Source organism: Candidatus Edwardsbacteria bacterium (assembly GCA_031082425.1).
GTDB lineage: Bacteria > Edwardsbacteria > AC1 > AC1 > EtOH8 > UBA2226.
In genome coordinates this window covers 65070-78216 of record JAVHLB010000009.1, presented here as the reverse complement: position 1 = coordinate 78216, position 13147 = coordinate 65070, and the positions used below count along the sequence as shown (strand labels likewise).

Below are 13147 nucleotides of genomic sequence, written 5' to 3'. Positions count from 1 at the left end.
AAAAAAACCCATCCTTGAAAATTTTGGAAGGATAGGCGCAAAAGGACCACAATGCGGCCCGTTATAATTGACGGATCGCTTGCATTCTTGACCACCTCTCCTTTCCAAAATACGGGAGGCAAAGCCGTTTCCGGCCCTACCCTTGTCCGCCCTTTTCGGACGGAACCGTCCCGGGATCCGTGGCATCTCTGCGTTAGGAAAACGGGATCGGAGATTTAATTTATGTGATTATAACAAAAATCAGTTCCACTGTCAAATTTTACTGTTTCCGGTTCACCATGGCCGCGGCAGCTTGGTCGGTGGCAGTGATTATCATCTGCTCTATGTTGACATGCGGCGGCCGGGAGCAGGACCAGACCACCGCCTGGGCGATATCCCGAGCCGTCAGCGGTCTCACCCCCTGGTACACTTTTGCGGCCCGCTCGGAGTCCCCATGAAAACGCACCAGGGAGAATTCCGTCTCTGCCATGCCGGGATCGATGCTGGTTACCCGGATATTGGTGCCGAAGACATCCAGCCGCATGGCCTTGTTCAGAGCCTTCACCGCGAACTTGGTGGCGTTGTAGACGTTCCCTCCGGGGTAGACCTCGTGCCCGGCGATGGAGCCGATGTTGACGATATGCCCGGAGTTCCGCTTTACCATGCCCGGCATCACCGCCCGGGTGACATAGAGCAGGCCCTTGATGTTGGTGTCTATCATCTCTTCCCAGTTCTGGATGACCCCTTCCTGGATCTTCTCCAGCCCCCGGGACAGCCCGGCGTTGTTCAGCAGAATGTCGATGTTGGCCCATTCCGCCGGCAGTCCGTCCACAGCCTTTTGCACATCCTTCTGGTTTCGCACATCAAGGATTATCAGATAAACCTTGACCTGGTATTCCTTTTCCAGCTGGAACTTCAGCTCCTCCAGCCGTTCCTTGCGCCGGGCGGCCAGGATCAGTTTGGCGCCATGCTTGGCTAACTCCACCGCGGAGGCCTGCCCGATCCCGCTGGAGGCCCCGGTGATCAAAACTATCTTATTCTTTAAATCCTGCATTAGAACACCCTGTTTATATTATCTCTTTTATCAATCTCACTTCTTCCGGCTTGGCTTCAGAAATCTGAATACAATTCACTAATCTTCTAACCGCTTCTTGCCCCTTCTGCTCATCGTTGCAGTAAATTTTGACCATGGCCTCCCCGGCTTTGACCTGGTCGCCGATCCTGCGTTCGAAGATGAACCCGGCCGAGGGATCTATCACATCATCCATCTTCAGCCGGCCGCAGCCCAAAAAGACCCCGGCCAGTCCCACCTCCCGGCTGTCCATGGTGTGAATATATCCAGCTTTGTCCGCCTTGGCTTCGATGACATGCTTGGCCTGAGGCAGCACTTTCTTGTAATCATCGGCCACTTTGACCTCCCCGCCGTGGGCCGCCACCATCTCTTTGAATTTCTCCAGCCCCTGGCCGGAAGAGACTATCCGTTCAAGGATCATTTTGCCGGACTCCACGTCGTCGGCCCGTTCGCCCATCACCAGCATCTCGGCCCCCAGGGCATAGGTCAATTCCATCAGGTCTTCTGGGCCCTGGCTTTTAAGACAGTCCACGCATTCCCCGATCTCCAGGGCATTGCCCACCGCCCGGCCCAGCGGCTGGTTCATATCGGTGATCAGGGCCTTCATCTTGCGGCCCATTCCCTGCCCGATGGCCGTCATGGTTCTGGTGAGCTCCAAAGCATCTCGGTGCTGCTGCATGAAGGCCCCGCTGCCGGTCTTGACGTCCAGCACCAGCCCGTCGGCCCCCTCGGCCAGCTTCTTGGACATGATGGACGCGGCTATCAGCGGAATGCAGTCCACCGTGGCGGTGACGTCCCGCAGGGCGTAGAGTTTCTTGTCGGCCGGGGCCAGGTCCGGGGTCTGCCCCATCATGGCCAGCCCGATCCGGGCCAAAGTATGGCGGAACTCATCGTAAGAAAGGTTGGTGCGGAAACCGGGAATGGACTCCAGCTTGTCCAGCGTCCCGCCGGTGTGGCCCAGACCCCGGCCCGAGACCATCGGCACCGGCACCCCGGCCGCCGCCACCATCGGGGTCAGGATTATTGAGACCTTGTCGCCCACCCCGCCGGTGGAATGCTTGTCAATCTTGATTCCGGGGATGTCCGACAGGTCGAACACCCGTCCTGAGTTCATCATGGACATGGCCAACTCGGTGGTCTCCTGCGCCGTCATGCCTTTCAGGAAGATGGCCATCAGCAGGGCCGAGGTCTGGTAGTCCGGTATGGCCCCGGATGTGTAACTGGCGATGAACCATTTGATCTCGTCCGGCGTAAGCTCGCCACCGTTGCGCTTTTTATAGATGATCTCGTAAGGGGTCATAAAATCTCCGATCATATAATATGGTAAGCCAAATATTCCGGAATTCAAAACTTCAAAATAAAAGTCACCAGGAACGGCACCAATATGGTCAGCACCACCCCGCTGAAAACGGATATGATGGCATACTCCCTGCCGGTGGATCTGGTGATCACGGGAAGCGTGGTATCCATGGAGGTTGCCCCGCCCGAGGCTATGGGGGCCAGTTTCCCGAAATACTTCAGCAGCAGAGGGGTGCCCAGCAAAGTGATGATCTCTCGGGAGATATTGGAGATCAGGGCCACCACCCCCAGGGCCTGTCCGCTGATCTGTCCGATGAAGATGCTGGAAAGGCTGTAATATCCGAAGCCGGCGCCGACCGCCAATGATTCCCGCAGGTTGATGTCTTGGAGAAATGGAGATACCAAAGCCACGCCTCCCAGGGTGCCGGTGATAACGGTCAGCGGGACCAGGATTATCTTCAGCCTGGCGCTTTTTAGCACCGCCCAGGCTTTCTGGTCGGCGCCGATCGAGACTCCTACCAGGAACATCAGCAGGTACAGAGCGTATGAACTGAGATCGTTCTTCATCCAGGCTTCGGGAAGCAGGGGATGTATTCCGGCCAGGGTCCCCAGCACGAAAAAAGCGACGATGATCAGTGAGTTCTTCATTCTTTTGGAGCGAAGAACAGCTTGTAGGTAAAATAGGAAAGGCCCACGCTTCCCGCCACCGCCCCCGCAGTCAGCGCTATGGCCGTCAGCCCCAGGGTTGCCAGGTTCCTGATTATCGTCTCATTGGCGCCCACTGATATGCCCAGCAGAAAAAGCAACAGATATATGGCAATATTGATGGCGCTACCGATATATCTTATAACTCTAGTCTTACGGCGGATCAAATATCCCAGGATGATCCCGGCGGTCATTATGATCAGAACTGTGAACATATGGTTTTTCAATATCTTTTATTTACGGTTATAATTTATCCCATCTTCTGCCAAAATACAAGCAAAAAAAAAGCTCCGGGGTGCCCGGAGCTTTCTCTGGCTTATTCGTGCACCGCTTTAAAGGTGCCCTGGTTCCATCCCAGCAAAGTCGTCCAGGTGTTGGCATCCTCCTGTCCATCGATGGTACATTTCTGGATAAAGCCTTCAAAGACCTCGATCCGGCCCGCCCGGCCGTCAATTGACTTCAGATCGACAAAACCTGACCACACCCCGATGGAGAACATATCTATCAGGCTGAAGATGGAAATGATGGACAGATCCCCCTCGAATTTCTTGGCCTTCTTGGCGAACAGCTTGATGGCCTCGTTGGAATATTTCAGTCTGATGTTGACGGCCTTGAGCAGCTCCTCCTTGTTTACCGGCTTGGTAAGATATTTTTGGGCGCCTATGGAGTACCCATAGATCCGGTTATCATGGCCCGTCTTGGCCGTCAAAAAAATGAATGGGATCGCCCGAAGTTTGGGGTCTTCCTGCAAATGACGGCAAAACTCATAGCCATCCATATTGGGCATCATTATGTCCGAAACGACCAGGTCTGGCTTCTCGTTTTTAGCCCTTTCCAGCCCCTCCCGGCCATCGTTGGCTATAATGACATCATAGCCCTCTTTTTTCAATTCATAAGCCAATATTCTGGTTATGTTTGGCTCATCATCTACAATTAATAACTTATATGCTCTCATGGAGATAAATATAATATAAAAAAGCTTAAATGTCAATAATTTTTAATAACTTATGTTTTGATGAATAAAGATTTGTTTTCTTTCTGATAAAATAAAGAATATGTAACCTTTTGACAAAGTTAACGTATTTTAATTGAAAATTGATATTATTATAGACAAAGTAAAGTATGTTTATAAAATTATTAAATATATTAATATTTGTCTTGACATATTTAATGTTTTATGTTATAATACAGATAATTGATAAGGAACTAATTAAACAACCCTCATACAAAGGAGAAATAAAATGAACCGCATCAACGCAATCATGGTCTATGCCGTGATCCTAATCTGGACCGGAATTGTCTTGCTGCACGGCATTTCTGGCATCGGGTTCTCGACCCGCGCCACTGTTAAATATCAGAGAAGCAGGATCGTGGCAGCCAATCATGCCTCCCCGGTCCCGAACCATAATCCTCGGCTCGATTCATTGGTCCCGCTTTACTATTAATCGAAAACTCAAATAAGGACAAAGATAAAATGATCAAACAGTTGCCCAACGCCTGCCCGTCCTGCGGAGGAAACCTTTACGTATCGGAATTCAAATGCCCTGACTGCGATACCGCCGTCAGGGGCGAGTTCCACCTTTCCCCCCTGGGGAACCTGAGCGAGGATCATTTTAATTTCATCCGGACCTTCGTGCTGTCGCGGGGCAATATCAAGGAGGTGGAAAGCCGGATGGGCATATCCTACCCCACGGTCAGGAACAAGCTGGACGAGGTGATCCGGGCCCTCTCGGAACAGCAGGCCCATAAAATAACCCCTGCCGAGGTGCTTGATGCGCTGGAGGCCGGCAAAATAACCGCCTCCCAGGCGGCCGAAATGCTGAAAAACAACCAACAAGGAGAATAAGATGTCACAGGAAACCGTCAAAATACTTAAGATGCTGGAGGAGGGCAAGATCAGTTCAAAAGAGGCTGAATCACTTCTTTCGGCCATGGGCGGAAGCCGGCATCGCCATGCCTTCAGGGACCTCGGCATCGACCACAGCCAGTTAAAAGAGGAAATGGACACCCTGCGCGACAATATCCACCATATAAATCCCGGCAGGATCGTGGCCGAGGCCATGGCCGGGGTCAAGGAGGGTTTGAAAGGGTTGAAGGATATTCATATCGAAATGGATGACCTGCGCGGCTCGGAGAAGGCCCGGGAGGAAAAGGTGATCACCGTCCCGGCCCAGGGAGTCACCGTTCTGTCGGTCTCCCAGCCCCGCAGCGATTTCGAGATCACCGGGACCGACGGGGATCAGATCAGCATCCGGGCCGACATCCAGGTCTGGGCCGAGGAGCAGGATGAGGCCCGGGAAAAACTAAAATCACTGGATATCAGCACCGAAACCGAAGGGGGAATTTTGAAGATCAAGGTGGACGGCCCGCCCTGGACCAAAAAGCGCCGGGCCAAGGTGGATTTCGCCATCGCCCTGCCCCGGAACATCCTGGCCGAAATATCATCGGCCAGCGGAGATATTACCGTCATCGGCCTGCATAAGGGGACCAAACTGAACACTGCCGCAGGAGATATCTCCGCATCGGATTGCAAAGGTGAGCATATCATGTCATCGGCCTCCGGGGATATAGCGGTTGCCGGCTGCAGCCAGGCTTCCCTGAAGATAAACACCGCCAGCGGCGACATCGAGGTCAGCGACTGCTCCGGAGACCTGGCCTTCCAGACGGTCAGCGGAGATGTCAGCACATCGCTGTCTGGCAATGTCCATGGGCAGACGGTCAGCGGGGATATAGATATAAAGTCCGGTCAGCCGGGCGAGATCAAGATCAACAGCACCAGCGGAGACGTACAATTCAGCGGCCCCATGAATATAGGCAACAATTCGTCCATAGCCACGGTCTCCGGCGATGTGTCCCTCGAACTTAAAGCTGGCTCATCGATATCCGTCGAATGCGGGACCCTCAGCGGCGATATCGAATGCGAACAAGGGATGTCGGATCTTCGTAAAAACAGCCGCACATTATCGGGAAAGATCGGCGACGGCCAGGGGAGCCTGACCGTCAAGACGGTCAGCGGCGATATCGAGATAAACTAAAACTGAACAATGAAGGATTGAACAATGAGAAAGACCGCAAAAAAGATCTTCTGGGGACTTTTCTGGGTGGCGGCCGGAGTGGCCGTTCTTCTCTCCAACTACGGCAGCATAAATTGGCATTTCTCCCTGGCTAGGGACTGGCCGGCAGTGTTCATATTGATCGGCCTCTCCGACCTGATAGAATCGTTAACCTAAACCAATATAAACAAGGAGAAAGAAATGTTCTGTTTTTACGAGAACCGGCCCCGTAAGCTGTTATGGGGATTGTTCTGGCTGGCCCTGGGGGCCTTCCTGCTGCTCTCCAACTACGGGGTGATCGGCTACCAGTTCTCTTTCAGCCGGGACTGGCCCATACTGCTGATAGCCTGGGGCATCATGAAGATCATCGACACCCTGGCCTGGCGCAAAGGGAAAAAGGACCATATCACCGTCCTGCACAGCGAAGGCGACAGCCAATCCCGGGCCCAGATTTTAAAAGCCGTCGAAGACGGTAAGATGAACGCCGAGGAGGCCGCCCAGAGGCTCAAAAACCTGTAAACAATGTCAGGGCAATTCATGAATTGTCCCAACAAGGAGGATGGAACATGTCCGAAGAAAGATTACGGATACTCAAGATGGTAGAGGATAAGAAGATCACCGCCGAGGAGGCCGCCAAACTGCTGTCAGCCATGGACTCCCCTGCCTCCCAGGGCAAGGCCCACTGGCTCAAGGTCCGGGTGTTCGACAAGGATTCCGAAAAGCCCAAGGTCCGGGTGACCGTGCCGCTGAGCATCCTGAAGATAGCCGGCAAGCTGGGTGGAAAATTTTCGGTGATGATGCCGGAGGAGGCCAAGGCCCAGATGGAGGCCAAGGGCATCAAGCTGGACGCCGAAAGCCTGGAAAACATCGAGCAGTTGTTCGATGAGCTGGCGGTGAACGGCCGCTACCAATTGGTCAACGTGGAGGATGACCAGGACGGCCAGAGGGTCGAGGTGTACATAGACTGACCGCCCGGAAAAACAAAGCCCCGCTTTTGCCAGCGGGGCTTTGAGAATACCGTACCAGGAAATGATCTGCGGGGATCAGTCTTGATCATGAATATCCGCGTTCTATGGGGTTTACAGCAGGTCGCTGGCCAGCTCGGCCAGATGGCTCCGCTCCCCCTTGAGCAGGTTGACGTGGGCAAAGACCTGCTGTCCCTTCATCCGGTCCACCAGGTAGGTCAGCCCGTTGGACTGGCTGTCCAGGTAGGGAGAATCGATCTGATAGATGTCCCCGGTAAAGACTATCTTGGCTCCCTCCCCCGCCCGGGTGATGATGGTCTTGACCTCCAGCGGCGTCAGGTTCTGGGCCTCGTCCACGATGAAGAAGATGTTGGACAGGCTGCGGCCCCGGATGAAGGCCAGGGCCGAGATCACCAGCTTCTCGTTCTGGATCATATCGTTGATCTTGTTGTGTTCCTTGCTCTCCGGCGAGAAGCGGTGCTTGATCACCGCCAGGTTGTCCCACAGCGGCTCCATGTAGGGGTCGATCTTGGACTTGATGTCCCCCGGCAGGAAGCCGATGTCCCGGTTGGCCAATGGCACCACCGGCCGGGCCAGGTAGATCTGGTGGAACTGCCGCCGCTGCTCCAGGGCCGCCGCCAGAGCCAGCAGGGTCTTGCCGGTGCCAGCCTTCCCGGTGATGGCCACCAGCTGGATCTCCGGCTGCATCAGGGCGTCCAGGGTGATGGTCTGCTCGGCGTTGCGGGGCTCGATGCCGTAGGCCTGGCGCTTGACCACCCGTTCCATGGCCTTTTTCTCGGCATTGAAGCGGCACAGCACGCTGGAGCTGTTGTTCTTGAAGATGAAATACTGGTTGGGGGACGGCGGGGCCATTTTGGGCAGGATGTCCAGGGCCACGCTGTAGGGCTCCTCGTAGAACTTGTTGATGATGGACTTCTCCAGATCCTCCATCACCTGGGCCCCGGCATACAACTTGTCCACGTGCTGGATCTTGCCGGTCTCGTAATCCTCGGCCGGGATGCCCAGGGATTTGGCCTTCATCCGCAGGTTGATGTCCTTGCTGACAATTATCACCTGACGCCCCTTGAGGGTCTTGCAAAACTGGTCGGCCAGGGCCAGTATCCGGTGGTCGGCCTTGTTGGCGGCAAAAGCGTGATATATCAGTTCCGAGTGGGGGTCCTCCACCTCCACGTAAAGCCTTCCTTTCCCTTTTCCCAGCGAAACGCCCTTGGTGAATAACTGGTCCCCGGCCAGCTTGTCCAGCTCCCGGATGAACTCCCGGGCCTCGAAATTTATCAGGTCGCTGCCCTTCTTGAACTTATCCAGCTCTTCCAGCACCACGATGGGGATGACGATATCATGTTCCTCAAAATGATTGATACAGGTGTGATCGTACAGAATCACGTTGGTGTCCAGCACGAACAGCTTCTTCTTGACTGCTTTCATGATCGTCCTGTTCTTTGTGTTTAAGATTTGTGCTTTGAGGATAATATTAAAGCCGAGATCTTTTATGATCTCGGCTTTTTGTTTTTATCTGACCAATGCCATCCTTCTGGTTGCGGTCCGGTTGGGAGCTTGCAGCTGGTAGAAATACAGCCCGGCCGAGACCTGGCGCCCGGCTTGGTCCCTTCCGTCCCAGGCCACGCTGTAGCGCCCGGTCATCTGGTGCTCGTCCAGCAGGGTCCTGACCAGCTGCCCGGCCACGTTGTAGACCGTGATTTTTACCCGACCCTCGGCCGCCAGCTGGTAGCTGATGGTGGTCCGGCCGGAGAATGGGTTGGGCAGGTTCTGGCCCAGCACGGTGGCGGTGGGCACCGAGAAGGTCTTGCCCAGCACCTGTTTGGCGTATTCACCGCTGCCAACGATGATCCGGAACTCCCTGGTCTGCTCGCCGGATTCCGGTATAAAGCTGTAGACCTTTTCGCCGGCGATGTTCACCGAAACCTGCCGGGTCAGGTCGGCCAGGTGGCATTCGGTCCCGGCAGGGAATTCGGCCGGCAGGTTTACGGCCAGTTCGGTCGATCCGTTGCAGTCCACCACAAAATTCCAGACCTGCCCCTCGCCTATCTCGGGGCGGACGTCGGTGCAGAACTGGTCATCCGCCAAGCGGAAGTACCCGGAGGTCCCGGTCAAACCGGAGGGCGGCTCGGGGTAGTCGTATTGGTCGCGCTGGGCCGAGGCATCACTGCTGAGGCCGAAGTAATTATGATCCGATCCGCCCTGATTCTCCACCACCACCAAGGCCTGCCAGCCGTTGGGTGATTTTGCTGCAATCTTACCGTCCTTCTTTTTGGCCGAGGTGGGATATATCTCCAATATTCGGGGGGCCCCGTTGTCATTCCTGAAGCTAAAGCCCTGATAGGAGGCAAAACTCATATTGGCGGTGACCTCGGTCGGCAGCAGCCAGCGGCCTCCGTCATAATAATATGGACCGGCAACACCTGAGGGAATAGCCACATTCATCCAATTGATATCGAACATGAACGGCGTACCCAGGTCGTTCCAGCCGGTGTAGAGGTTCAGACTGCAGGGCTTGGACTGGCTGAAGTCGCCATAGCTGGAAATTGCCCCCGGGAAGGTGATATTGTTGGGTCCGACCCTGCGATTAAGCCAGTAGGCCCGTCCCAGCTCCGAGATCGAGCCGGCACTGATGGTGGATATCTCATGATAGGCGCCTCCCGCCCATTCGTACAGGCGCCATTTGGTGTTGTCATACGGCCCCAGAAGGTTGGATATCTGTCCGAATATGTTCGAGCCGATGGCATAGGCCGGGATGGAGATCATCTGCCACTTGTCATAGGTGAACGGGGTGGCGGGGCTCTGCCCATTAAGATACACCGAATGAATGTAATAGTCGCCCATATCCGGATAATAGCTTACATTGCCGAATGAGTCGGTGGCCACCACCTGGTACTGCACCCCCTCCATGCCGATCTCGTAGCCCTCAATAGTGGTCTGGTACTGGCTGGGTCCGACCTCAGTTAGGGTCCTGGAGAAATTGTAGCCATTGTACCCGGCGGTGGCCCAATACACGGTCACCGATTCCATATTATCATCGCTGGCGTAGACGGTGAACGGTGTATACTGGGATCCGGCATACAATGGGTCGGTGCTGCATTTGACGGAAGTGATGCTGGGCGGGGTGACATCATCTGTTGCAGTGGTAAAGTTCCAGGGATTGTCGTGACCATTGAGAGCAAAATCGTTGCCGGCCATGTCCTGGGCGGTGTTGATGGTTGCGGTTATGGTGCTGTTGGACGGGAACACCGCATGGCTGATTGTCACTATGTCGCCGGTGGCGTTCCAGTTGTAGTACCAGTTTCCGGGGTCCGGGCTGCAGCTGAAAATGAAAGCGCCGGGGTTCATTGGCTCCGAAAACCCCAGAATGATATCGTCATTGGGATCGATGCCGATGTTTCCGCTGAAGGGATAGGTGGACGCCAGCAAAGGCGCGGTCTGGTCGATGGTGAAGGTCTGGATGCTGTGGTAGCCGGAATGGTTGCCGGCCGAGTCAATGGCCTCCACCCGCCAGGTGTAAAGGTCCTGGCCCCAGGGAGAAAGGTCGGCGGTGGTGGTGGTGGCAATGATGGTGGAATCGTCGACGATGGTAGTGGTGAACGATCCATCGCTGTTGTCAATCTGCAAGCGGTAACATTTGGCGTCGGCCACCGCGGCCCAGGAGAAATTGATGCTGGTGAAGTTGAAGGACGCTCCGTCGGTCGGGATGGAGGGCACCGGCTTTTCCGGCGGGGTCAGGTCCAGGGTCAGCTTGCGCACCGGGGACCAAAGGGAGCTGTCGGGTACCGTCCAGTTGTAAGCCTTGACCCGCCAGTAAAAATCACCGGCGGGTGAAAGAGCAACACCGCCAAGGGAAGTGTCAGTGCCGGAATAGGAGGTATAGTCAGCGACATCGATCGTTATAAAAGTGGGATCTGATGTGACCTGTATCCTGTATCCATCTGCTGCGGGCACTTCTCCCCAATAAAAAACGGGGTTTTGATTATTGATCTGGGCATTGTTGATGGGCCGGATCAGCGGCGGTGAGTTGGGCGCCAACGGATGATACTGCCAGACGCTGTCGATTTGTGCATTTATCGCTCCGTCATAGCCATAACCCCCGAAGAAGTAGATGACGTTGTTCACCCCGTAGGCGCCCGCCCGGATGATGCCAAACGGCAGGGAATCGCCCGGGGTCCAGGTGTCAGTTTGGGGATTGTAGATGTCCACCCGGCGGGTGACGTTGCCGGAGAGGTCGATGGTGCCGCCCATCACGTAGATCTTGTTGTTCAGCACCGCCCCGGTGGCCATCCAGCGGCCGGGGCCGGGCATGGAGGTCTTGCCGTTCCAGAAGCCGCCCGCTCCGCTGGTGTCGTACTCGATCACCGAGTTCAGCAGGGCTCCGCTGTTGGTCCGGCCGCCGATCACATAGATGTGCTCCTCGCCGTCCGAACCCAGTGCCTTGGCCACCACCGCCTCGGTCCGGCTCTGGGGCATGGGGGTGGCCCCGGAAACAGTGTGGGCTCCCAGGTTGAGTTTCTCCACCGTGGAGTCGACCGAACCGCCGAAAACGGTTCCGCCCACCGCGTAAACGTTAGGCTCAATGTAAACCAAACCGTGGTTCATCCGAGGTGTCCACATGACCAGACCGGGAACGGGGTACCAGCCGGACATCCAGATCGGGTAATAGACGCTGTCGCCATAGGCTGAAAGATCCTGCAGATAACCGCCGCAGGGGTATATTGTATCGGCGCTCCCGTTGGGGATGGTCACAGCAGCCAGTCCGTAGACCTGGTGCGGGTACTGGGGAACACCCCAGGCGCTGCCGTGCCAGTTCTGGTTGCCGATCTCATAATAATAAACATCGTTTATGGCGCTGCCACCGCTGTTGCCGCCGATCACGGCTATCATGGTGCTGCCGGCGACCTGAAGCCCTGTGACCGCCATGTCATCTATCGGGCCCTGGGGCAGGTGCCCTTCCATCTGCCAGTGCCCGGCCAGCGCCGCCCCGGCCATCAGGTTCAATAGTGCCATCGAAACTAATATCTTTTTCATATTCTCTCTCCTTATGGCCTGGTTGGCGGGGCTGGAATGGTTGTGTCCGTGGTGGGTGGCGGGGTCTCCTCCGTTGGACTGGAGCCTCCGGCCAGGGCCGCGGCGGTGCCGGCCGCCACCGCGCCGATACCGCCCCAGAACCACCACTTCTTAAGCAGGGGTTTTTTCTGGTTGCCCGCATCGGACTTGAGGGCCTGTTCATTGACCTTCTTGTCCTGTTTCTTGGGGGCGGCGTCGCTCTGGACCGAGGCCGCCAGGGTATAGGCCACGTTCTTCATCACCGTGGTCAGCAGTTTGTCTATCTCCCCGGTGTAGTCCTCGGTGACGCTGCGCTCGATCCGCCCGGTGCGGACGTCTATCATCCGGATGTTGACGGTGTAAGTCTTGCCCACCTTGCCCAGACTGCCGGAGACCATCTTCTCCACCCCGATCAGCTGGCCCACCTCCATGGCGCAGGCATCGGTGTTGCAGGCTCCGGACTGCTGGAATCCCTGCTCTTTGAGGATGTCCTGCATCTTGCCCCGTTCCATGGCATCAAAGATGCCGGTTCGGAAAAGCTCGGTGCGCAGACGGTCGGACAGGGCCGAGACCTCGGTCTCGGGAACCCCCTTGGGCTCCAGGTCCAAAATAGCCACCGTGGTCTTGCGGGCGGTCTGGGCCCGGCACAGCTCGGCGGCCATCGGAGATAAAAGCAATAACAATGCCAGCAAAGTTGACATGATTTTCATCATAGATCCCCCATACGATTAAGGCATTAACTTGTGTATGACCAGTATGATACCCGAATAAATATTGATAGTCAAGCTGAAATTTAACAAAAAAGACAGGATAGTCGATAAAACTACCCTGCCTGAACTTTTCCGGCCCCCAGCACGACAGCGGAAGCATTTTTAGCCTGACCTTCCAGTTGCCCCAAAAGCCTCCCCAGCCATCCCCGGTGAGGTATCCGTAAAATAAAAAAATCCGGGGTTTTATTACCGGGATATTAATGGACCGAACCTATTATGCCGCCGGCTCCGGCG

At 55.5% G+C, this 13147-nt stretch carries 14 protein-coding genes and 1 riboswitch; of the genes, 6 read left to right on the top strand and 8 right to left on the bottom strand.

Annotated features, from left to right (window positions below; genetic code table 11):
- Positions 1–81: 81 nt before the first annotated feature.
- Positions 82–225: riboswitch (molybdenum cofactor riboswitch) on the bottom strand.
- Between the two features lie 34 nt (positions 226–259).
- The 5 genes from RDU76_09740 to RDU76_09720 all read right to left on the bottom strand — a co-directional run bounded on the left by RDU76_09740 (position 260) and on the right by RDU76_09720 (position 4010).
- Entirely contained in the window at positions 260–1033 is a 774-nt protein-coding gene (locus RDU76_09740) for an SDR family oxidoreductase (protein MDQ7799204.1), read from the bottom strand.
- A gap of 13 nt (positions 1034–1046) precedes the next feature.
- Complete coding sequence (locus RDU76_09735) at positions 1047–2351, bottom strand: thymidine phosphorylase (GenBank protein ID MDQ7799203.1); 1305 nt, start codon at positions 2349–2351, stop codon at positions 1047–1049.
- A gap of 44 nt (positions 2352–2395) precedes the next feature.
- On the bottom strand, positions 2396–2998 hold the full coding sequence (locus RDU76_09730) for a lysine exporter LysO family protein (protein MDQ7799202.1): 603 nt from the start codon (positions 2996–2998) through the stop codon (positions 2396–2398).
- A complete protein-coding gene (locus tag RDU76_09725; GenBank protein MDQ7799201.1) occupies positions 2995–3270 on the bottom strand; it encodes a LysO family transporter in 276 nt (91 codons plus the stop codon). Before RDU76_09725 ends, RDU76_09730 begins: the two co-directional genes overlap by 4 nt.
- A 101-nt stretch (positions 3271–3371) precedes the next feature.
- Complete coding sequence (locus RDU76_09720) at positions 3372–4010, bottom strand: response regulator (GenBank protein MDQ7799200.1); 639 nt, start codon at positions 4008–4010, stop codon at positions 3372–3374.
- Positions 4011–4296: 286 nt separating this feature from the next.
- On the opposite strand from RDU76_09720, the gene RDU76_09715 reads away from it, so the two are divergent.
- The 6 genes from RDU76_09715 to RDU76_09690 are packed head-to-tail and all read left to right on the top strand — an operon-like array spanning position 4297 to position 7076.
- The gene (locus tag RDU76_09715; protein ID MDQ7799199.1) at positions 4297–4500 is read left to right on the top strand and encodes a hypothetical protein; all 204 of its coding nucleotides are present in this window, start codon (positions 4297–4299) and stop codon (positions 4498–4500) included.
- Between the two features lie 29 nt (positions 4501–4529).
- Positions 4530–4901 (top strand): DUF2089 domain-containing protein, encoded by a 372-nt coding sequence (locus RDU76_09710; GenBank protein ID MDQ7799198.1) that lies wholly within the window; start codon positions 4530–4532, stop codon positions 4899–4901.
- Position 4902: 1 nt separating this feature from the next.
- Entirely contained in the window at positions 4903–6090 is a 1188-nt protein-coding gene (locus tag RDU76_09705) for a DUF4097 family beta strand repeat-containing protein (protein MDQ7799197.1), read from the top strand.
- A 24-nt stretch (positions 6091–6114) separates the two neighbouring features.
- Positions 6115–6285 (top strand): DUF5668 domain-containing protein, encoded by a 171-nt coding sequence (locus RDU76_09700; GenBank protein ID MDQ7799196.1) that lies wholly within the window; start codon positions 6115–6117, stop codon positions 6283–6285.
- A 24-nt stretch (positions 6286–6309) separates the two neighbouring features.
- The gene (locus RDU76_09695; protein ID MDQ7799195.1) at positions 6310–6627 is read left to right on the top strand and encodes a DUF5668 domain-containing protein; all 318 of its coding nucleotides are present in this window, start codon (positions 6310–6312) and stop codon (positions 6625–6627) included.
- Between the two features lie 47 nt (positions 6628–6674).
- Positions 6675–7076, top strand: coding sequence for a hypothetical protein (locus RDU76_09690; GenBank protein MDQ7799194.1), 402 nt, complete (start codon positions 6675–6677; stop codon positions 7074–7076).
- A 111-nt stretch (positions 7077–7187) separates the two neighbouring features.
- On the opposite strand, the gene RDU76_09685 is transcribed toward RDU76_09690, so the two are convergent.
- The 3 genes from RDU76_09685 to RDU76_09675 form a co-directional block, all read right to left on the bottom strand.
- Positions 7188–8519 (bottom strand): PhoH family protein, encoded by a 1332-nt coding sequence (locus tag RDU76_09685; GenBank protein MDQ7799193.1) that lies wholly within the window; start codon positions 8517–8519, stop codon positions 7188–7190.
- A gap of 84 nt (positions 8520–8603) precedes the next feature.
- The gene (locus RDU76_09680; GenBank protein ID MDQ7799192.1) at positions 8604–12125 is read right to left on the bottom strand and encodes a FlgD immunoglobulin-like domain containing protein; all 3522 of its coding nucleotides are present in this window, start codon (positions 12123–12125) and stop codon (positions 8604–8606) included.
- A gap of 11 nt (positions 12126–12136) precedes the next feature.
- Positions 12137–12856, bottom strand: a complete 720-nt coding sequence (locus RDU76_09675; protein ID MDQ7799191.1) for a CsgG/HfaB family protein — start codon at positions 12854–12856, stop codon at positions 12137–12139.
- Positions 12857–13147: the final 291 nt, after the last annotated feature.